This window comes from Actinomyces israelii, assembly GCF_030253495.1.
Classification (GTDB): Bacteria; Actinomycetota; Actinomycetes; order Actinomycetales; family Actinomycetaceae; genus Actinomyces; species Actinomyces israelii.
Window position 1 is genome coordinate 2,575,298 of sequence record NZ_CP124548.1, and the last position, 19,846, is coordinate 2,595,143.

At 75.0% G+C, this 19,846-nt stretch carries 16 protein-coding genes; 8 read left to right on the top strand and 8 right to left on the bottom strand.

Annotated features, from left to right (window positions below; all coding sequences use genetic code 11):
• The first annotated feature begins 129 nt into the window (after window positions 1-129).
• The 5 genes from AIF0345_RS10705 (at window position 130) to AIF0345_RS10725 (ending at window position 4,734) form a co-directional block, all read left to right on the top strand.
• On the top strand, window positions 130-1,122 hold the full coding sequence (locus tag AIF0345_RS10705; RefSeq protein WP_285296149.1) for an ABC transporter ATP-binding protein: 993 nt from the start codon (window positions 130-132) through the stop codon (window positions 1,120-1,122).
• A gap of 91 nt (window positions 1,123-1,213) precedes the next feature.
• The gene (locus AIF0345_RS10710) at window positions 1,214-2,086 is read left to right on the top strand and encodes an ABC transporter (RefSeq protein ID WP_285296150.1); all 873 of its coding nucleotides are present in this window, start codon (window positions 1,214-1,216) and stop codon (window positions 2,084-2,086) included.
• A 35-nt stretch (window positions 2,087-2,121) separates the two neighbouring features.
• Window positions 2,122-3,279 carry a sensor histidine kinase gene (locus AIF0345_RS10715; RefSeq protein ID WP_285296151.1) on the top strand — a complete coding sequence of 386 codons (1,158 nt, stop codon included), beginning with the start codon at window positions 2,122-2,124 and terminating at the stop codon, window positions 3,277-3,279.
• Window positions 3,276-3,890 carry a response regulator transcription factor gene (locus AIF0345_RS10720; protein ID WP_268918639.1) on the top strand — a complete coding sequence of 205 codons (615 nt, stop codon included), beginning with the start codon at window positions 3,276-3,278 and terminating at the stop codon, window positions 3,888-3,890. Before AIF0345_RS10715 ends, AIF0345_RS10720 begins: the two co-directional genes overlap by 4 nt.
• Window positions 3,891-4,005: 115 nt before the next feature.
• Complete coding sequence (locus AIF0345_RS10725) at window positions 4,006-4,734, top strand: B3/B4 domain-containing protein (RefSeq protein WP_268918638.1); 729 nt, start codon at window positions 4,006-4,008, stop codon at window positions 4,732-4,734.
• A gap of 235 nt (window positions 4,735-4,969) precedes the next feature.
• On the opposite strand, the gene AIF0345_RS10730 is transcribed toward AIF0345_RS10725, so the two are convergent.
• From AIF0345_RS10730 to AIF0345_RS10740, 3 genes are all read right to left on the bottom strand, one after another.
• Window positions 4,970-6,178 (bottom strand): AAA family ATPase, encoded by a 1,209-nt coding sequence (locus AIF0345_RS10730; RefSeq protein ID WP_268918637.1) that lies wholly within the window; start codon window positions 6,176-6,178, stop codon window positions 4,970-4,972.
• Window positions 6,179-6,248: 70 nt separating this feature from the next.
• Entirely contained in the window at window positions 6,249-7,955 is a 1,707-nt protein-coding gene (ffh, locus tag AIF0345_RS10735) for a signal recognition particle protein (protein ID WP_268918636.1), read from the bottom strand.
• Window positions 7,956-8,352: 397 nt separating this feature from the next.
• Window positions 8,353-8,964, bottom strand: a complete 612-nt coding sequence (locus AIF0345_RS10740) for a LysE family translocator (RefSeq protein WP_268918635.1) — start codon at window positions 8,962-8,964, stop codon at window positions 8,353-8,355.
• A 68-nt stretch (window positions 8,965-9,032) separates the two neighbouring features.
• On the opposite strand from AIF0345_RS10740, the gene AIF0345_RS10745 reads away from it, so the two are divergent.
• Entirely contained in the window at window positions 9,033-9,920 is an 888-nt protein-coding gene (locus AIF0345_RS10745; protein WP_268918634.1) for a LysR family transcriptional regulator ArgP, read from the top strand.
• A gap of 105 nt (window positions 9,921-10,025) precedes the next feature.
• On the opposite strand, the gene ftsY is transcribed toward AIF0345_RS10745, so the two are convergent.
• From ftsY to AIF0345_RS10770, 5 genes are all read right to left on the bottom strand, one after another.
• Entirely contained in the window at window positions 10,026-11,186 is a 1,161-nt protein-coding gene (gene ftsY / locus AIF0345_RS10750; RefSeq protein WP_268918633.1) for a signal recognition particle-docking protein FtsY, read from the bottom strand.
• A gap of 150 nt (window positions 11,187-11,336) precedes the next feature.
• On the bottom strand, window positions 11,337-11,711 hold the full coding sequence (locus AIF0345_RS10755; protein ID WP_043561486.1) for a hypothetical protein: 375 nt from the start codon (window positions 11,709-11,711) through the stop codon (window positions 11,337-11,339).
• Between the two features lie 147 nt (window positions 11,712-11,858).
• On the bottom strand, window positions 11,859-15,560 hold the full coding sequence (smc, locus tag AIF0345_RS10760) for a chromosome segregation protein SMC (protein WP_285296152.1): 3,702 nt from the start codon (window positions 15,558-15,560) through the stop codon (window positions 11,859-11,861).
• Window positions 15,561-15,636: 76 nt separating this feature from the next.
• Window positions 15,637-16,329: an ABC transporter ATP-binding protein gene (locus tag AIF0345_RS10765; protein ID WP_285296153.1), complete on the bottom strand. Its 693-nt coding sequence runs from the start codon at window positions 16,327-16,329 to the stop codon at window positions 15,637-15,639.
• Window positions 16,322-17,476: a hypothetical protein gene (locus AIF0345_RS10770; protein WP_285296154.1), complete on the bottom strand. Its 1,155-nt coding sequence runs from the start codon at window positions 17,474-17,476 to the stop codon at window positions 16,322-16,324. The genes AIF0345_RS10765 and AIF0345_RS10770 overlap by 8 nt, the downstream gene beginning before the upstream one ends.
• 203 nt (window positions 17,477-17,679) lie before the next feature.
• Between AIF0345_RS10770 and AIF0345_RS10775 the strand changes: the two genes are divergently transcribed.
• Together AIF0345_RS10775 and AIF0345_RS10780 are read left to right on the top strand one after the other, a co-directional pair.
• Window positions 17,680-19,059, top strand: coding sequence for a sensor histidine kinase (locus AIF0345_RS10775; protein WP_268917449.1), 1,380 nt, complete (start codon window positions 17,680-17,682; stop codon window positions 19,057-19,059).
• A complete protein-coding gene (locus AIF0345_RS10780) occupies window positions 19,046-19,819 on the top strand; it encodes a response regulator (RefSeq protein ID WP_268917448.1) in 774 nt (257 codons plus the stop codon). The genes AIF0345_RS10775 and AIF0345_RS10780 overlap by 14 nt, the downstream gene beginning before the upstream one ends.
• The last annotated feature ends 27 nt before the right edge of the window (window positions 19,820-19,846 follow it).

A 19,846-nucleotide genomic window follows, 5' to 3' on the forward strand; every position in this document is an offset into this window, starting at 1 on the left:
GGCCGCGCCGGGCGTCCGCATCCGGGGACGCGGGCCGGAAGGGCGCGCATGACGTGTATGACACCTGTCACGTCGAGCCGGTGACAGCGCTCAGTACCGCGCCGGGCCCGCCGGGGCGAGGGTCGGGTCATGAGCAGCACACCCTCCCCCACCTTGACGCGCCCCGCCGCCGGCCCGGTCGGCGCGGCCCCGGCCGCCCCCGCCGTGCGCGTGCGCGGCCTGCGCAAGACCTTCGGCCCCGTCGTCGCCGTCGACTCCCTCGACCTGACGGTGACGCCCGGTGAGGTCGTCGCCTTCCTGGGCCCCAACGGGGCCGGCAAGTCCACCACCCTCGACGTCCTCCTCGGCTTCACCCGGCCCGACTCGGGCACCGCCGCCGTCCTGGGCGTCGAGCCCCGGGAGGCGGTGCGGGCCGGGCGCGTGGGCGCGGTCCTCCAGACCGGGGGGATCCTGCCCTCCTACACGGTCCGCCAGACCCTCGACATCATCGCCTCCCTCCAGCTGCGCGCCCCCGACGTCGAGGCCATCATCGACCAGACCGACCTGCGCGGGATCCTGCGGCGGCGGGTCGCCCGCTGCTCCGGCGGGGAGGTCCAGCGCATCCGCCTGGCGATGGCCCTGATGGCCCAGCCCGAGCTGCTGATCCTGGACGAGCCGACCACCGGCCTGGACCCCAACGCCCGCGCCGCCTTCTGGGCCACCATGCGCGCCCAGACCGAGGCGGGCCGCTCCATCCTCTTCGCCACCCACTACCTGCAGGAGGCCGCCGACTTCGCCGACCGCATCGTCATCATCGACCGCGGCCGCCTGGTCGCCTCCGGCTCGGTGGACGAGGTGCGCGCCATGGGCGAGGGCACCACGGTGAGCGCGACCTGGCGGGGCCTGACCGGCCCGGCCGAGCTGCGCGCGGCCCTGGCCCCCGTGTCCGACTCCCTGCTGGCGGCGGCGGTCCACGGCGAGCACCTGGAGGTGCGCACCACCGCCCCCGACGACGTCGCCCGCCTCCTGCTGACCACCACCCCCGCCGCCCACCTGGGCATCACGGCGCTCAGCCTGGAGGAGATCTTCGCCGAACTCGTCGGCGAGGAGCACGACGGCGCCGGCCCCGCCCGCGCCGCCTGAGCCGCCGCCGGCCGCTCCCGCCCCGGGCCGCCGGCCCGGACCGTCCGCCCCGCGCCCCCGTCCACCCGTCACCAGAATCGAGGAACCAGCCATGGCCACCACCGCCTTCGCCGCTCGCGACAATGCCCGCCCCGCCCGCGACCCTGAGCGCCCCGCTCCGGCCGGTCGTCCCGCCCCGGCCGGGCGCCGCCCGCGCCCGTGGGTCTACACGCGCATCGACGCCCTGACCACCCTGCTCCGCCCCGACATGCTCTTCTTCACCCTCATCATGCCGCTGGGCATGTACCTGTTCTGGGGCGCCATGCAGGACTTCTCCGCCCACGACGCCGGCCGGGGCAATGTCGCCTCCACGATCATGATCAACATGTCGGTCTTCTCCGTGGCCATCGCCGCCACCTGCACGGCCGCCGGCGCCGCCGTCGAGCAGGCCGGCGGGTGGGGCCGCCAGCTGGCGCTCACGGCGGGCGGCCTGCGCGCCTACATCACCACCAAGCTGCTGACCGCCCTCATCGTCTCGGTCTTCCCGGTCACCGTCATCTTCATCGCCGGGGCCCTCACGGGCGCGCAGATGGACGCCCCCTGGGTGTGGGCCACCAGCTACGCCCTGGCCCTGCTGACCGCCGTCCCCTTCGCCTGCTACGGCCTGGCCGTGGGGCTGTGGGTCCCGGCGCAGGCGGCGGTCGGCATCGCGGGCGCCTCGATCAGCATCTTCGCCTTCCTCGGCAACCTGTTCATGCCGCTGAGCGGGAGCCTGTTCGACTTCGCCCACTTCACCCCCATGTACGGGGTCGGCAACCTGGCCCTGCGCGCCCTCCAGGGCGACGTCGTGGCCACCATGAGCGCCACCGGCGAGAACAGGATCGTCCACGAGGCCCTGTGGCTGCCCCTCACTAGTATCGCGCTGTGGACTCTCATCTTCGTCATCGCGTGCCTGACCGCGCGGCGCCGGACGACGCGCCGCTGACCGCCGGCCCCGCAGCGACTGCCGGTGAGTGCCACGTGAGCGCAGGCAGCACCCGGGCTGCGGCCGCGTCGAACGCAGCAGACGCGGCCGCGACCCGCCCCTGGTACCGGCGGATCGAGCCGAACTCCGTCTGGACCCTCCTCCTTCTCGTCCCCCTCTTCTTCGTCCTCACCGCCGACATGCCGGTGCCCCTCAAGACGCTGGGCGTCGCCGGGATCGTCGGGTTCGCCTGCCTCTACAGCTGGGCCGTCTCCACCATGCCGACCTGGCTCGCCCTCCCGGCGGGGGCGGGCGCCGTCGGGCAGCTGCGCCCCATCGCCGGCAGGCTCGCCCTGCTGGCCGGCGCCGCCGCCGTCTCCGGCCCGGGTCTGGACTGGTGGTACACGGTCTTCTACCTGCCCTACTTCTGCGCGATCATCATGTACGCGACGACGCTGCGCGTGGGCCTGACCGTCTCCGGGTGCCTGTGCGTCCTAACCGCCCTCTTCTTCCTCCTCCTCGCCCCGAGGGCGAACATCGCGGGGATGGCCGCCGGCTGCTCCTTCTCCTCCGTCGCCATTGCGCTCGGCCGCATCGGGGCCGATGTCCAGGAGCGCCGTCAGGTCAAGGAGCGCGAGCTCGCCGCCGCTGCGGAGCGCGAGGAGATCGGCCGCGACGTCCACGACCTGCTCGGGCACTCCCTGACCGTCCTGACCCTCAAGGCGGAGGTGGCCCACCGGCTCGTGCGCCGCAGCCCCGAGGCGGCCGAGCGCGAGATGGCCGAGATCGTCGAGCTCTCCCGCGCCGCCCTGGCGGACGTGCGCGCCACCGTCACCCGCCTGCGGGCGCCCGACCTGGCCGGCCAGATGGAGGCCTCCCGCGCCGCCTTCGCCGCCGCCGACGTCGCCGCGGTCTTCTCGGGGCGGGCCGCCGACGTCCCCCTGCCCCAGCGCGAGCTGCTCGCCTGGGCCCTGCGGGAGGCGACGACGAACGTCCTGCGCCACGCCGGCGCCACCCGCGTGAGCGTCGAGCTCGCCCGGGGCCGGGTGCGCGTGGAGGACGACGGCGCCGGCACCGCCGGGCGACCTCCCGGCAACGGGCTGACCGGCCTGCGCGAGCGCGTCGAGGCCACCGGCGGCGCCCTGACACTGACCAGCCCCGCACCGGGCGGCACCGCGGCGCGCCCGGGCACCGTCCTGGAGGTCGTCCTGTGAGCACCCCGATCCGCGTCCTCATCGCCGACGACCAGGCCCTCGTCCGCGGGGCGCTGGCCACGCTGCTGGGCCTGGAGCCGGACATTGACGTCGTCGCCCAGGCGGGCACCGGCCGCCAGGCGCTGTCCCTGGCCCGGGAGCGCGCCGTCGACGTCGCCCTGCTGGACATCGACATGCCGGACATGGACGGCCTGGCCGCCGCGGCGGCGCTGACCGCCGCGGGCACGGGCTGCCGCAGCCTCATTGTCACCACCTTCGGGCGCCCCGGCTACCTGTCCCGCGCCCTGGAGGCCGGCGCCTCGGGGTTCCTGGTCAAGGACACCCCGCCCGAGGAGCTAGCGGAGGCGATCCGCAAGATCGCGGCGGGGCTGCGCGTCATCGACCCCACCCTCGCCCAGGAGTCGGTGATCGTGGGGCCCAACCCGCTGACGGACCGGGAGAAGGACGTGCTGCGGCTGGCGGCGCGCGGCGCGGACGCCCGCGATATCGCCGACTGTCTGCACCTGGGCTCCGGGACGGTGCGCAACTACCTGTCCAGCGCGATCAGCAAGACGCACGCGCGCAACCGCACCGAGGCGGCGCGCACCGCCGAGACCAACGGCTGGCTGTGACCGGCTGGCCCTCAGGGGCGAAGGGCCCGACGGATCCGGATGGGCCCGCCCGGTGCGTCCTGCTCCGCCGCCCGACTCTGACATGATCGGCACAACCGAGAGGAGCCCAGACACCATGCCCACCACCGAGAGCCCCGCCGAGTTCCTGTCCGCCTGCACCGTGGATCCCGCGGTGCTCGAGCTGCGACCGGACTACCGCACCATGCTGGTCGTGATCGACGGCCTCGCCCCCGCGACGGGCCCTGAGACCGGCAGCAGAGCCGACGAGCTCATCGCGGCGGCAGAGGCTCATGCCCGGGCCCTGCTCGCCGAGTCGCCGGTGGCCGAGCTGGCGCACATCGCGGCGTGGCGGGAGGCGTACCGGGCCTTCGGCGCGAAGCCACAGCGCACCCGCAACAGTCTCGAGGCCCTCACCCGGCGCGCGGAGAAGGGACTACCGCGGGTCAACACGCTCACCGACATCTACAACGCGATCTCGGTGCTGCACCAGATCCCCCTGGGCGGGGAAGACCTCCACCGCTACAGGGGCCCTGCCCGCCTGGTCCGCGCGACCGGGGACGAGCCGTTCGACACCACCGCCAACGGTGAACCGGTGATCGAGCACCCGGAGCCCGGCGAGGTCGTCTGGTGCGACGGGGCGGGGGTGACCTGCCGGCGGTGGAACTGGCGGCAGGGTCGGCGCACCGGCCTGTCCGAGCAGACGCGCGCGGCGCTGTTCATTCTTGACGCGCTGGCCCCGGTCGGCGACGAGCAGCTGACGGCCGCCGCCGACGCGCTCGTCGGCGCGTGCACCGGGCTGGGCGCCGAGGTGAGCGCGTCGACGCGCCTGATCAGCGCGCCGTGATCGGCCGGCGCACCGGCCCGCTGCCCGACCCGCCCCGTCGGGTCCCCCTATCTCCATGCGCAAGCCGCCTCCACGTCCCGTCCGTCGGGCAGGGACCGCTCCTTGCGGATCGGCCGGGGGCTCGCGGCGTGAACCGGACGGAGACGAGCACCCCCGAGCCGGTCATCCAGAGGGCGATGAGTCACCCGCCGGGTCTCATGAACTGATCTCGATGAGCAAGGGGAGGGGGAGACGGTCACCGGGTGGGCCCCGCCCCCTGCCACCGCAGATCGCCGTTCTGGTGTGCGGGCCGGAGCCGGTCGGTTCGCAGGAGGTCGCCCGCACTGACGCCAGACTCCCCCAGTGCGACACGGCCGGCTCCGTCCAGGGGGCCGACACGCGTGCCGTTGCCGGTGGCCCGCACCGCGAAGAGCTCCGAGGGCGCCACGCCCCCGTCGAGAAGATCGGGGCTGTGGGTGATGACGAAGACCTGGCGGCGCTCGGAGGCGTCGTGAACCGCGTCGAGAAGAACTCCGGCCGCAGCCGGGTGCAGGGCCGTCTCCGGTTCCTCGATGCAGACGGGCCAGGATGCGCCATTGATCTCTGAGGGGAACAGAGCGGTAAGCACACCGAGGGCCCGGAGTGTGCCGTCGCTCATGACCGCGGCGGAGAATGATCGATTCCTATCGCCCTTGACGGGCTCCTGCTCGAACTCAAGAACCTCCCAGTCCTCAACGCGCCGCACCACCGTTGAGGCGATCCCGGGGACGATCAGCCGGAGATACTCGTCAATCCTCTCCTTGAGGGCGGGGTCCAGTGACTGGAGCCGGGCGAGGACCGAGGCGATGTTCGCCGCGTCCTGCCACAGAACGGCTCGAGACTGGTGGATACCGATGGAACGCATCGCGTCAGCGTCGGGGCTGCTCGCCGAGATCGAGGTCAGGGCCCTGCGAGCCGCCGAGAAGGGCTCGTACCCCGACAGCACCGCGAGGAGGGAGGAGGGCTCATGCGGCGCGGGCAGCGGAAAAGCCAGTGCTCCCACCTCCGCATACCTCAGCTTTGAGTCGAAGCGCGCCACAATGTCTCCGTCGCGGGAGCGCACCGCACAAGCCTCTTCCGAGTGCAGGTGCAGATTGTCGGAGCCGCCCGTGAAGGACAGCTCGTACTCGCAGCTCCGTCCACCCGTCAAGCCATCGACGTCAAGCCTCACGCTGACGGCCGGGTGCGACGACTTCGACGACCCCTGAAATACGATCTGCTCGCCTCCCCGCGATTCCACCGCATCGGCGAGGCCGCCCGTAATCGCCTCCCGGACGAACAGCAGCGCATCAACGATATTCGACTTCCCGGAGCCATTGGGGCCCACGAGCACCACGAGGTCGCCGAACGCCAGGTCACAGAGGGCGACGCTGCGGTAGTTCGTCAGCCGGAGGCGCCGGATCCGGATACCGTTGGAGGGATCCATATCAGGAGCCTAACGCCACGGGGAAGACTGTGGTGCCAGAAGAGACGCCGCAGGACGCGCGACCGGGCGCTCACAGCCCGAGCCGGCGCTTCAGGTCCTCGGGCAGGGCGCTCATGGCGTCGGCGACCTCGTCGCCGCTCCCGGAGCCGGCAGGCCTCGCGGCCGCATCCCGGCCGGGCGTCACGCCGTAACCGCGTGAGCGGTCCGCAGCGGGCGCGTCCGCGCCCCCGCCCAGGCCGAAGGCGGAGCCCGGGGCGGGCGCGGCCCCCCCGGCCCCGGGCGCACCGTCGTCGGCCCCGGCCTGGGCGGCGGCCCTCCTCTCCCTGGCCTGCCGGGCGGCCTTGGCGGGGTTGCCGGAGCGCCCCTTCTTGCCGCCCTTGCGCCGTTTGCCCTTGGGGGCCTGCCGGGCCTTGGAACGCCTGCCCACGGACGGCAGCGAGCCCATGCCGGGCATGCCGCCCGCCCCGCCGTCGGGACCTCCGGCGGCCATGGCCTCCATCATCTTCTTGGCCTGACCGAAACGGTCCACCAGCTCGTTGACCGCGCGCACGGTGGTGCCCGAGCCCTTGGCGATGCGCGAGCGGCGCGAGCCGTTGAGGATGGACAGGTCCCGTCGCTCCGCCGGCGTCATGGAGCAGACGATCGCCTCAATACGATCCACCTCGCGCTCGTCGAAGGCCTCCAGGGCCTCGCGCATCTGCCCCATGCCCGGCATCATGCCCAGGAGCTTCTTCATCGATCCCATCTTGCGGATCTGCCGCAGCTGGTTCAGGAAGTCGTCGAGGGTGAACTCGCCGGAGGCGAGCTTGGCGGCGGCGTCCTCGGCCTCCTTCTCGTCGAGGGCCTTCTGCGCCTGCTCGATGAGGGTGAGCAGGTCGCCCATGTCCAGGATGCGGCTGGCCATGCGGTCGGCGTGGAAGCGCTCGAAGTCCCCCAGGCCCTCGCCGGTGGAGGAGAACAGGACCGGGGCGCCGGTGACCCCGCGCACGGACAGGGCGGCGCCGCCGCGGGCGTCGCCGTCGAGCTTGGAGAGCACGACGCCGGTGAAGCCGACGCCGTCGCGGAAGGCCACCGAGGTGTTGACGGCGTCCTGACCGACCATGGCGTCCAGGACGAAGAGGATCTCGTGGGGGCTCACGGCGTCGCGGATGCGGATCGCCTGGTCCATCATCTCGGCGTCCACGCCCAGGCGGCCGGCGGTGTCGACGACGACGACGTCGTAGCCGTGGGTGCGCGCCTGCTCCACGCCGGTGCGGGCGACCTGGACGGGGTCGCCGACGCCGTTGCCGGGCTCGGGGGCCCACACGTCCACCCCGGCGCGCTCGGCGACGACGCTCAGCTGGGTGACGGCGTTGGGGCGCTGCAGGTCGGAGGCGACCAGCAGGACGCGCTTGTTCTCCTCGCGCAGCCAGCGGCCGAGCTTGCCGGCCAGCGTCGTCTTGCCGGCGCCCTGGAGGCCGGCGAGCATAATGATGGTGGGGCCTTGGGGGGCCCAGCTGATCTCGCGGGACTGGCCGCCGAGGATCTCGATGAGCTCGTCGTTGACGATTCCCACCACCTGCTGGGCGGGGTTGAGGGCCTGGGAGCGGGCGGCGTCCTTGGCCTTCTCGCGCACTGCCGCGGTGAAGGCGCGGACCACCGGCAGGGCGACGTCGGCCTCCAGCAGGGCGCGACGGATCTCGGAGACGGTGGCGTCGATGTCCGCCTCGGTCAGGCGGCCCTTGCCGCGCAGGGAGCTGAACGAGGCTGTGAGCCGGTCGGAGAGGTTGCCGAACACGCGAAGGTCCTTCCTGGCGCTGGTGGGCGCGTCGTACGGGCAGTACGGGCAGTACGGGCAGCACGGGCACTGCGCAGACCGCGGGTAGAGCCTGCGCGGCTGCTCGGGCTGCATGGCTGGGCCCCACGATACCGGCAAGGGCGGCCCGGCCTCTCCCCCCGAGCCCGGACTCGGCCCCGCACGCGCCCGACGTTCGTCACGGGCGGGTCATGGCCGATCGCCTGGGAGCCGCGGCGGGGCGGGGCTTCGAGCACCCGCCGATCACGCCGCCGGAACGTGATCTTGGCTGAAGGCCGCCATGGTGGGTCCGAGCAGCACGATGGAACGACGTCAGAAGGTCGGACCTTGCTCGTGCGGCGGCGCATACGGGTTAATGAGGGCGGAAGAGCGAGTCGGACTAGCCGATCGCCACTCGCGCTCCCAGGCCCAGCAGCACGCCGCCGAGGAGCCGCTGCGTCCAGGCGGCGGCCCGGCCGCGCGCGAGGACCCGCCTCGCGCAGGACGCGAGTGCGGCGTACGCGGACAGACAGACGATCGCGATGGCGAACTCGATCGTCATCAGCGCCATCGACCAGGCGAGCACCGGCCCGCCCCTGGGGATGAACTGCGGGATCACCGCGAGGTAGAAGACCCCCATCTTCGGGTTCAGGAGGTCGGCGGCCAGCCCGGTCCAGAACGCTGTCGACACCGGCGTCGTCGCCCCCTCGGGGCCCGCCGGGACGTCCCATGTGCCGGCCGTGACGATCGACTGCACGCCGAGGACTCCCAGGTAGATCGCGCCCGCCCAGCGCAGGATCTCGAAGGCCGCCGGGACCCGGGCGACGAAGGCGGCCACGCCCACGGCCGCCGCGATCCCCCAGGCGAGCGAGCCCGTCGCCGCCCCCAGCGCCACGACGGTCCCGTGCCGGACGCCGTGGGCCAGCGAGCTGCGCAGCGCGAGCGCGGCATCGGGCCCGGGGGTGATGCCGAAGACGAGAGCCACCGGAACGTACGCCCAGATCGTGGTCATGCCACGACGCTACAGCCGGAGTAGCATTAAATGAAATCGTTTCTGCTTCTCTACTATAAGGAGTCCTGATGTTCAAGACCTCGCACCTCGAGGCTCTGAGCGCCGTCTGCGAGTCGGGGTCCTTCGAGATCGCGGCATCGACGCTGGGGATCACCCAGTCCGCCTTGAGCCAACGGATCGGAGCGCTGGAGCGCGAGGCGGGCCTGGTCCTCGTGGAGCGGTCGCGTCCCGTCAGGCCGACACGACCCGGCGCGATCGTCTTGGGTCTCGCCCGCCAGGTCATGCTCCTGAGCTCGGACGCCCAGCGCCTCCTGGCGGCGGACGGCTCGTCGCCCGATGCCTCCGGGATGACTCGCGTCTCACTGGCCATCAACGCGGACTCCATCTCCACGTGGTTCCAGCCCGTGATCGCCCGGATCGCGGCGGAGCGATCGGTCCTCCTCGACCTCCACATCGAGGATCAGGACCACACCGCCGCCCTGCTCGGGGAGGGCCGCGTGATGGCGGCGGTCACGACCTCCAGCGCACCCGCCCCTGGCTGCACGGTCGAGAGGCTCGGGACGATGGTGTACTGGCCGGCCTGCGCCCCGTCCCTGATCAAGGGCCTCAAGGAGGAAGATGTCGATCCGGGGAGGCTGCCGATGCTGCGCTTCGACCTCAAGGACGACCTCCAGCACTCCTACCTGCGGCAGACCGCGGTGAAGAGCCGGCCCCCTGTCCACTACATCCCGTCGAACCGCGAGTTCCTCATGGCCGCCCGACTCGGGCTCGGATGGGGCGTGCTCCCGGAGGGCCAGATCGCCGGAGACCTCGAGACCGGCAGACTGGTCAAGCTGCACCCGGGTCGCAGCGTGCGGGTGCCGCTGTACTGGCAGCGGTGGAGGCTCGACTCCCCGACCCTCGACTCGCTGACGACGATCGTGCAGCGCGCGGCGGCGCTCGAGCTCGCCCCCTGAGCCGCCGGCGGTGCCGGCGCGGGACCGTGCGGGTGCAGGCCCGGACGCGGCCGGCCCCCGCCGACCTCCGCGAGCCGCCGCGGCCCAGGGCGGGAAGGCGGCCGGTCAGCCGAGCAGGGCGTCCACGAAGCCCTCGGGGTCGAAGGGCGCCAGGTCGTCCGCCCCCTCCCCGAGCCCGACGAGCTTGACGGGCACGCCCAGCTCCTTCTGGACGGTGACCACGATGCCGCCCTTGGCGGTGCCGTCCATCTTGGTCAGCACGATCCCGGTGATGCCCACAGCCTCGGAGAAGACCTGCGCCTGACGCATGCCGTTCTGGCCGGTGGTGGCGTCCAGGACCAGCAGGACCTCGCCCACGGGGGCGATCTTGCCCATGACGCGCTTGATCTTGCCCAGCTCGTCCATGAGCCCGGCCTTGTTCTGCAGGCGCCCGGCGGTGTCCACCAGGACGACGTCGACGCCGGTGCGCGCGGCCTCCTGGGCGGCGTCGTAGGCCACCGAGGCCGGGTCGGCGCCCTCCTTGTCGGAGCGCACCACCTCCACGCCCACGCGCCGGCCCCAGGTGGTCAGCTGGTCGGCGGCCGCGGCGCGGAAGGTGTCGGCCGCGCCCATGAGGACCGTGCGGTCCTGGGCGAGCAGGACGCGGGCGAGCTTGCCGCAGGTGGTGGTCTTGCCGGTCCCGTTGACGCCCACCATGAGGACGGCGGCGGCCGGCTCGCCCCTGGCCGCGTCCCAGCCCTCGGCGGGGGCGGGGCGGGTCAGGGTCAGGGTGCGGTCCATGTCCGGGTCGACCAGGGCGAGCAGCTCGGCGCGCAGGACGGCGCGGACGGCGGCGGGGTCGGAGGTGTCCAGGACCTTGGCCTGGGTGCGCAGCTCGTCCATGAGGGCGGTGGTGACCTCGATGCCGAGGTCCGAGGTCAGCAGGGTGTCCTCGATCTCCTCCCAGTCGGCCTCGGTCAGGTCGCCGCGCGACAGGACCGACAGGACAGCGCGCCCGAAGCCGCCGGAGCCGGCCAGGCGCGCCCGCAGGCGCTGCATGCGCCCGGGGATGGACTCGGGCCGCTCGAGCGTCGCCACCCGGGGGGCCTCGACGCCCTCCTCCTGCTCGTCCGGCGGGGCGGGGAGGACATCGTCGACCGTGGTGGGCTTGTGGGCGCTGATCTCGGGGGGCGCCGGCTCGTCGCCACGGCGGCCCGCGACGAACCAGATGCCGCCTATCACGGCGACCACGACGATGACGGCGAGAACGATCATCCAGGGTTCCATGGCCCCATCATGCCCGATCGCGTCGGCGCGGGCAGCGACTTGCGCCCCGTGAGCCCGCCGGCAGGACGCCGCCGGGCCGGCGGCGGCAGACAGCCGGTACGCACGGCGCTGCGCCGGTCCGGGTGCTCCGGACCGGCGCAGCGCCGGCCCTCAGGACACCGAGAGCCGCCCGTTGGGCGCGGTCGATGACGCGGGCTTGTGGCCGGCGGACGCCTCGGCGCGCGCACGGCGCACCACCGCGGTGGTCCCCTCGGCCTTGGTCATCGCCTTCTCAACGGCGCCGACCAGGCCGGGGAAGGCGTCGGTGCGGGTGTAGACCGAGGGCCCGTCACGAGTCATGAGGTCGTCCAGGTGCACGTCCTGGGGGACGATCTCGACGGGCTCCTCCTTCTCGCGGGCCACCTCGCTGAGGTCACGAAGTCCGGCCCGCCAGGTGGACACGGGGTAGCGACTGACAATGAAGAATCCGATAACCGCCAAGGCGGCGATGACGACGACGAGTAGAGGAACGATCAGGTCACCCATGCGTTTAATTGTCCCCTACATACGTCGTACCTACACTGAGGTACCCGACACGTGTCGCGGGCCGGCGCGGCCGCGAGCGCCGCCGGGGCGCGGGATGGCGCCGGGTAGCGGCCGCGCCGCGCGTTTGTTCTGACTTTCGTCACACGCTCAGGCCGGCTCCGCCTCGTGGGCGAGCCGCTGGGAGACGGCCTTGGTGATGCCGTCGCGCATGCTGATGCCGTACAGGGCGTCGGCCACCTCCATGGTGCGCTTCTGGTGGGTGATGATGATGAGCTGGCTGGAGGCCCGCAGCTCGGTGAAGATCTCCAGCAGGCGCCCCAGGTTCGTGTCGTCCAGGGCCGCCTCGACCTCGTCCATGACGTAGAACGGCGAGGGCCTCGCCTTGAAGATCGCGATGAGCAGCGCCACCGCGGCCAGCGACCGCTCGCCGCCGGACAGCAGCGAGAGCCGCTTGACCTTCTTGCCCGCGGGCCGCGCCTCGATCTCGATGCCCGTGGTCAGCATGTCGCCGGGGTCGGTGAGCACCAGGCGCCCCTCGCCCCCGGGGAAGAGGCGGTCGAAGACCTCGGCGAACTGGCGGGCCGTGTCCTCGTAGGCCCGGGCGAAGACCTCCTGGACTCGGGCGTCGATCTCCTCGACGATGCGCAGCAGGTCGTTGCGCGACGCCTTGAGGTCCGCCAGCTGCTCAGCCAGGAACTTGTGGCGCTGCTCCAGGGCGGCGTGCTCCTCCAGGGCCAGCGGGTTGACCCTGCCCAGGCGCTTCAGGTCCCGGCCGGCCCGCGCCAGCCGCCTCTCCTGCTCGGCGCGCACGTACGGGCGGCCCCGGGCGGCGGCCCCCTCCCCCGCGGCGGCGCCGTCCTCGCCGGCCCCGCCCGCGCCCTCCTCGGTCACGGCGGGCACGAGCACGTGCGGACCGTAGTCCTCCACGAGCGGCTCCAGCTCCAGCCCGAGCTCGTTCATGGCCCGCTCGGCCAGGGACTGCAGGCGCATGCGCTGCTCGGCGCGGGCGACCTCGTCGCGGTGGGCGGCGTCGGTCAGGCGGGTCATCTGCGCGCCCAGGTCGTCCAGCTCGGCGCGGACCTCGCCGGTCGCCGCGCTCGCCTCCGCCCGCTCGGCCTCGATGCGGGTGCGCTCGCCCTGGGCCTCGCCGATCCAGGCGCGGGCGGTCTCGACCGCGGCGCGCGCCTGGTCGCGCACGTGGGCCGCAATGGTCAGCTGGGCGGCGCGGCGCGCCCGGGCCCGCTCGGCGGCGGCGCGCGCCTCGCGCTCGCGGCGGGCGGCGGCGCGCAGGGAGTCCGCGCGCCCTCGCCCCGAGCGCTCGCGCTCCTCGGCGGTGCGCAGCGCCAGACGGGCCTCGGTCTCGTCGGCGCGCGCCCGCCGGGCCGCGGCGACCGCCTCCTCTCTCCGCCCCCGGGCCGTCTCCACGGCGGCGTCGAGGTCGTCCCCCTCGCCCCCGCCCGACCGACCGGGCTCGATCTCGGCCAGGGCGGCGGCGGCCGCGGCGAGCTCGGTGGTGCGCCGGGCCGACTCGTCCTCGGCGCGCTCCAGCACGCGGCGGGCGCGCCCGGCCTCCTCCTCCGCGGCGTGGGCGGCGGAGGTCAGGCGGGCCAGCGCCTCGGCGGCGCGGGCGGCCTCGGCATCGGCCGCGCGCAGGGCCGACAGGGCCTCGCCGACGGCCCGGCGGGCGGCCTCCTCGCGGACGCGGGCCGCCTCCAGGGCGGCGTCGGCCCCGGTCTCGGCCTGCGCGGCGGCGTCGGCCTCGGCGGAGGCCTCCTCGTGGGCGGCCGCCAGCTCCAGGACGGAGGAGGTGCCGCGCCCGGCCGACGTCGCCCAGGCGGGTGCGAGGACCTCCCCGCCCCGGGTGGCGACGACGGCGCCCGGCAGCGCCTCGCGCACGGCGCGGGCCGTCTCCAGGTCCGGGGCGACCCGGGCGCCGGCGAGGATCCGTCCCAGCGCGGCGCCGAGTCCCGGCCCGTCGGCGGACACCAGGTCCGTGGCGGCGCGCACGCCGTCCAGGGGCGGGGCCGGGTCCTCAGCGCCTCCGGAGCGCCCGGCGCTCCCGGAGCCCTCGACAGCGTCCCCGCCCGCCTCCGGGTCCTGGAGGAGCACCAGGCGCAGGGCGCCGCCGTCGGTCTCGCGCACGTGGGTCATGGCGGCCAGGGCAGCCTCGGTCCCCTCCACCAGGGCGGCCCCGGCCAGCTCCCCGAGGAGGGCGGCGACGGCGTTCTCCCAGCCGCGCTCAATGCTCACGGCCTCGCTGAGGGGGCCGAGCACGCCGGGCAGGCCCGCCTCGCTCAGGGCGTCGGTGGCGTCCTGAGCGCTCAGGGACAGGGCCAGGGTGTCGCGGCGCGCCGTCCAGGTGGCGCGGTCGGAGGCGGCCTCGCGGCGGGCGTCGGTGGCAGCGGCGACGGCGTGGCGGGCGTCGGCCAGAGCGGCGGTGGCCCTCTCGTGGGCCGCGGCGGCCCGGGCCTGCCGCTCGTCCAGCCTCCCGGCGGCGGCGCCGGGCCCGTCGGGGCGGGCGCACCCGGCGGACTCGGCCGACTCAGGGGACTCGGCCAGGGCGGCCCTCGCGGCGTCGGCGCGCTTCTCGGCGGCCGCCAGCGCGGCGCGGGCCTGCTCGCGGGCGGCCAGGGCGGCCTCGTGGCGGGAGCGGGCGGAGGCCACCCGGCCGCCGGCGCGGGCCAGGGACTCGCGGCGGTCGGCGGCGCGGCGCTGGAGATGGGACAGGGCCCGCTCGGCGGTGGTCTCGGCGGCCTCGGCGTCGGCGCGCCCCCGGGTCGCCTCGTCCAGGGCGGAGCGGGCGGCCTCAATGGCGGCGGCCAGCTCGGCCTCCTCGACCGCGGCGGTCTCGGCGCGGCGGTCGAGCTCGTCGGGGTCGGCGCCCCGGGCGGGCTCGGGGGCGGAGGCGAGGCCGCGGACGCGCTCGGCGGCGACGTCGGCCAGTGCGCTCAGCGACTGGGCGGCGGCGGTGAGCTCCTCCCAGACGTCGGTGGCGCGCGCCAGGCGCTGGGCGGAGGTGGTCTCCACGGCGGCGAGCTCGGCCGCTCGGGCGCGGGCGGCGCGCTCGGCCTCCTCCACGGCTGCCCGGCGGCGCTCCAGGAGGGCCTTGTCCTCGTCGCCGGCCTGGAGGAGGGCCTGGGTCTGGACGACGTCGTCGGCCAGGAGGCGGGCGGTGGCGTCGCGGACCTCGACCTGGATGGTGCGGGCGCGGCGCGCCACGGCGGCCTGGCGGGCGAGCGGCCCGAGCTGGCGGCGCAGCTCGGTTGTCAGGTCCGTCAGGCGGGCGAGGTCGGCGGCCATGGAGTCGAGCTTGCGCAGGGCGCGCTCCTTGCGGCGGCGGTGCTTGAGGACCCCGGCGGCCTCCTCGATGAACCCGCGCCGGTCCTCCGGGGTGGCGCTCAGGACGGCGTCGAGCCGGCCCTGCCCGACGATGACGTGCATCTGGCGGCCCAGGCCGGTGTCGGAGAGCAGCTCCTGGACGTCCAGGAGGCGGCAGGCGGTGCCGTTGATCCGGTACTCCGAGCCGCCGCCGCGGAACAGGGTTCGGGAGATGGTGACCTCGGTGTAGTCGATGGGCAGGGCGCCGTCGGCGTTGTCAATGGTCAGGGAGACCTCGGCGCGCCCCAGGGCCGGGCGGGAGCCGGCCCCGGCGAAGATGACGTCGGCCATGGAGCCGCCGCGCAGGTTCTTGGCGCCCTGCTCCCCCATGACCCAGGTCAGGGCGTCCACCACGTTGGACTTGCCGCTGCCGTTGGGGCCGACCACCGCGGTGATGCCGGGCTCCAGGCGCAGGGTCGTCGACGAGGCGAAGGACTTGAAGCCCTTGAGCGTCAACGTCTTGAGGTGCACGGCGCCCACGATAGCGCCGCCGCCGGGCCCACCGGGGGCGGCGCACCCGCGCCGGCGGTGGGTGTGGCGGGCCCGGTCAGCCGAACAGCCGCCGGTAGGCGCGCTCGGCCGTGCCGCGGCCCCCGGTGACGTCGACGGTCTCGACCATGCGGCCGCGATCGAGCAGGACGACCCGGCTGCAGGACTCGTCGACCAGGTCGAGGACGTGGCTGGACAGCAGGACGGCGGCGCCGCGCTCCCGGCACCTGCGCAGCTCCTCCTTCAGGGTGATGACGGTGGCGACATCCAGGGCGTTGAGGGGCTCGTCGAGGACGACGACGTCCGGCTCGCCCAGCAGGGCCCGGGCGATGGCGGAGCGCTTGGCCATGCCCTGGGACAGGCGGCGGGTGGGCGTGTCGGCGAAGCCCGCCGCGCCCAGGCGCCCGAGCTGGGCGTCGATCTGGGCGTCGGTGAGCTCCAGGCCCCTCAGGGCGGCGTCGAGGCGGCAGGCCTGGCGGGGCGTGAGGCGGGGCAGGTCGGCGGCCTCCTCGGGCAGGAAGCCGAGGTCGGCGGCGGGCACGCGGCCGCCCACGGCCCCGCCCACGCGCACCGTCCCCGCCTGGGGGCGCTCCAGGCCGGCCAGGACGCGGAAGAGGGTCGTCTTGCCTGCGCCGTTGGGGCCGACGACGGCGACCGCCTCGCCGGCCCCGACGCCGAGGTCGACCGGCCCGACGCCGCCGCGGCCGCGGTAGCGGCGGGTCAGGCCCGTGATCTGGAGCAGCTCACGCACGCCGGGCCCTCCTGTCGGGGCGCCACGAGGGCAGGGCCGGCATGATGAGGCCGACCAGCGGCGCAATGGGGACGAAGGCGAGGAGGGCCAGGAGGATCTCCTCGGCCGCGAGCAGCCGGCGGGTCCCGGTCAGGCGCACGACCACGGCCTCGACGGCGACCTGGAGGACGGCGGCGTACAGGGCCGCGGCACCGGCCGCGAGCGCCTGCGCGCCGCTGGGCCGCTGCGCGGCTCCCAGCGCAAGAAGCGTCAGAACCAGCAGGCACGCCGCGAGAATGCCGGTGGCGACGACGGTCCTGGCCCGCAGGCGGTCCGCCCGGCCCACCTGGCCGACGGCGGCGATCCGCGCCCAGCCGGGCCCCTCCTCCACGCGGCACAGCTCCAGGGCGACGCCTGCCGCGAGCCAGCAGCCGGTGAGCCAGACGGCGGGGGCGGGGCCCGCGCCGGCCCGGACGAGGGCCGCGCCGCAGAAGGTGATCGCCGCCGTCCCGCCCCACAGGCGCAGCGGGCTCGACCCGGCCGCGTAGGCGAAGGCGAGGGCGCCGGTGCGGCCGGTCGGGCAGCGAAGCCGAGCGGCAGACAGCACCGTGAGGGCCGCGGAAGCCCTGCCCGAGCGCCCGACGCGCACCAGCGCGCCGCCGCTACGGCGCACGGTCTCCAGCAGGACCGCGAGGGCGGGCACAAGCAGCAGCTGGGCCGCCGCGCAGGCCGTGACGGGTCCGCCCAGGACGGCAGCCGTGCAGGCGGCGCCGCTGATCGCGGTGGGCGCCGCGGCCAGGGCCAGCATCCCGGCCTCGCCGGCGCGCGTGAGCCCCAGGACCCGCAGGTGCTCGCGCTCGCCCGTCGGGTGGTCGCGCCCGAACGCCTCCAGGACCGCCAGCGCGAGCGCGACGCCGGTCAGGACAAGGGCCGGGACCGTCAGCGACGCCGGGACCGCTGGCAGGCGCCCGGTCAGGACCGTGGCGCCGAGAAGGCCGAGCGGCAGGGCGGCCGCGATCACCAGGCTCCGGCGGCCCAGCAGGTCGAGCGCCAGACCCTGCCCGAGCGTCCCGCGCAGGTAGGCGGGCCACCAGCGCCCCTCGCGGCGAGGGCGGGGCGGGGCCGCCGCGTCCTGCGAGCCCCGCAGTGACCGGTGCGCCGCGGGCATCCGCCCACCCCCGTTTCCTCAAGCTCCTGCCACAGTCCGGGACGAACGCGCCCCAGGCGCCCCCCGGGGCGCCGGAGAACCGCTGGAATCGCACGGCTCCTCCAGGGGCGCGAGCGCGCCGGCCTCGTTCGTCCCGGATTGTGGCACAGTCTCCCTACACTTGGGGCCGGAAGTGCGCAGGCGGCCGGACAGGAGGCAGAGTCATGACGGACGACCGCAGCGGACCGTCCGCCGCGCGCACGGCCGGGGCCCGGATCACGGCCGCGGCGACCGACTGGCGCGCGGCCGCCCGGATGCTCGGCCCGCGCGACGCCGCCTGGTCCCTGCCGCTGACCGACGTCCTGCTGGGCGCCGCCTGCCTCCTCATCGCCTGGTCGGACCTGTCCTTCATCGACCGTTTCGGACTCCACGCGGTCTACGTCGCGAACCTCGCCCTGGCGCTCGTCGTCACCGCGGCCCAGCCGCTGCGGCGGCGCATGGTGCGCGTCTCCTTCACCGTCACCGCCGTCGCACTGGCCCTCTACGCGCTGCTGACCTGCCTGTCCCCCGTGCTGCTCGGCCTCTCGCCCCTGACACTGACCGCCCTGACGAGCCTGCACGCCGTCGCCCGCTGGTGCCCGGACCGCCGCTGGGGGCGGGCGGCCCTGGGCGCGGCCCTCGTGGGAGCAGTCGTCAACCCCGTCACCATGACCATGATCGGCCGCAGCCGCTCCGCCTGGGAGGTGGTCGTGCAGCCCCGGGACCCCATGGCGGCCCTGGCCGTGTGCACCGCGATCACGGCCCTCATCGTGCTCGCCGTGCTGCTGGTGGTCGGCGACGCGTGGCGCCGCCGCCGCCTGGCCGAGGAGCGTCTGCGCCAGCTCGCCCGGGAGCGGGCGGCCGCGGCGGCGTCCGAGCGACTCGAGCTGGCGCGCGAGCTCCACGATCTCCTGGGCCACAGCCTGACGTCGATCAAGGTGCAGGCCGCCACCGCCCTGGCTGTGGGACAGGCGCAGGCGCTGGCCGCGACGCTCTGCGCGATCGAGCGGACGGCCGCGGCCAGCCTGGAGGAGGTGCGCGACCTGGTGCGGGCGCTGCGGGGCAGCACCGGCGACGCCGTGCCGCCCGCCGACCTGGACGGCATCGACCGGGCCGTGGGCGCGGCCGTGGCCGCCGGACTGGCCCTGGAGGCCGACCTCCCGAACCCCACCGAACTGGCGCGCGCCAACGGCTCCTGGTCCCTCCTCCAGCGGCTGACCGTGCTGCGCGCCGTCCAGGAGGGGCTGACCAACGCCCTGCGCCACGGGGCCGGCGCCGCCGCCCTGCGCATGGAGATTGCCCGCGGCCGGTGCACCGTCCTCATCACCAACCCGGTGGCGCGCTCCGGCCGGGAGGAGGCCGCCGGCAGCGGGCTGGCGGGCCTGGGCGAGCGCATCCGCCTGACGGGCGGCACCATGGAGGCCGGGTCGCGCGAGCTCGACGGCGCCCCCGGCTTCCGCCTGGCGGTGAGCCTGCCGGTCGCCGCCAGCAGTGACGTTGATGCCGCGAACGCCGCTGATGCCGCTGAGAGCGAGAGGCAGGAGGACCGCCGTGAGCACCTCTGACCCGGGCGGGCGGGCCCCGTGGCGCGCCGTCGTCGTGGACGACCAGGCGCTGCTCGTCTCCGCCTTCGAGATGCTCCTGGGCGCTCAGCCGGACCTGGAGGTCACCGGGACCGCCGCCGACGGCGCCGCAGCCCTGGAGCTGCTGCGCTCGCGGGCGCGCGGCGGCGCACCCGCTGACGTCGTCCTGATGGACATCCGCATGCCGGTCATGGACGGCGTCGCCGCCATCCGCGCCATGCGCGGCCAGGAGGCGCTGCGGCGCATCCCGGTGCTGGTGCTGACCACCTTCGACGACGACGAGCTCGTCCTGGCCGCGCTGCGAGCGGGCGCCAACGGCTTCCTCCTCAAGGACGCCTCGCCCCGGGTCCTGCTCGAGGCCGTGCGCACGGTGGCGCGCGGAGGGGCCTGGCTCGACCCGGCCGTCACCGGCACGGTCCTGTCGCATCTCAGCGCCGCCGAGGAACAGGCCACGCCCAGTACCACAGTCGCTCCCGCGACGGGCCGGGAGCCGGAGGCGGGCGCCCCCGACGACGGCGGGGGACGGACGAGCGGCCTGTTCGAGCCGCTGACCGGCCGCGAGCGCGACGTGCTGTCGCTGGTGTGCGACGGTCTGCCCAACGCCGAGATCGGCAAGCGGCTGCACCTGGCGGAGTCGACCGTCAAGACCCACGTCAAGGCGCTCCTGGCCAAGACCGGCTGCCGCAACCGGGTCGAGCTCATCGTCCACGCCTTCCGCCACCGCCTGGCGGCACCGCGCTGAGCCCTGGTCGTTCCCTGCAGCCCGGCC

Coding starts and splice junctions, on each gene's coding strand:
- AIF0345_RS10705 (WP_285296149.1), top strand. CDS start 130: ATGAGCAGCACACCCTCCCCCACCTTGACGCGCCCCGCCGCCGGCCCG.
- AIF0345_RS10725 (WP_268918638.1), top strand. CDS start 4,006: ATGCCCACCACCGAGAGCCCCGCCGAGTTCCTGTCCGCCTGCACCGTG.
- ftsY (WP_268918633.1), bottom strand. CDS start 11,186: ATGGAACCCTGGATGATCGTTCTCGCCGTCATCGTCGTGGTCGCCGTG.
- AIF0345_RS10710 (WP_285296150.1), top strand. CDS start 1,214: ATGGCCACCACCGCCTTCGCCGCTCGCGACAATGCCCGCCCCGCCCGC.
- AIF0345_RS10745 (WP_268918634.1), top strand. CDS start 9,033: ATGTTCAAGACCTCGCACCTCGAGGCTCTGAGCGCCGTCTGCGAGTCG.
- AIF0345_RS10770 (WP_285296154.1), bottom strand. CDS start 17,476: ATGCCCGCGGCGCACCGGTCACTGCGGGGCTCGCAGGACGCGGCGGCC.
- AIF0345_RS10755 (WP_043561486.1), bottom strand. CDS start 11,711: ATGGGTGACCTGATCGTTCCTCTACTCGTCGTCGTCATCGCCGCCTTG.
- AIF0345_RS10740 (WP_268918635.1), bottom strand. CDS start 8,964: ATGACCACGATCTGGGCGTACGTTCCGGTGGCTCTCGTCTTCGGCATC.
- AIF0345_RS10775 (WP_268917449.1), top strand. CDS start 17,680: ATGACGGACGACCGCAGCGGACCGTCCGCCGCGCGCACGGCCGGGGCC.
- AIF0345_RS10730 (WP_268918637.1), bottom strand. CDS start 6,178: ATGGATCCCTCCAACGGTATCCGGATCCGGCGCCTCCGGCTGACGAAC.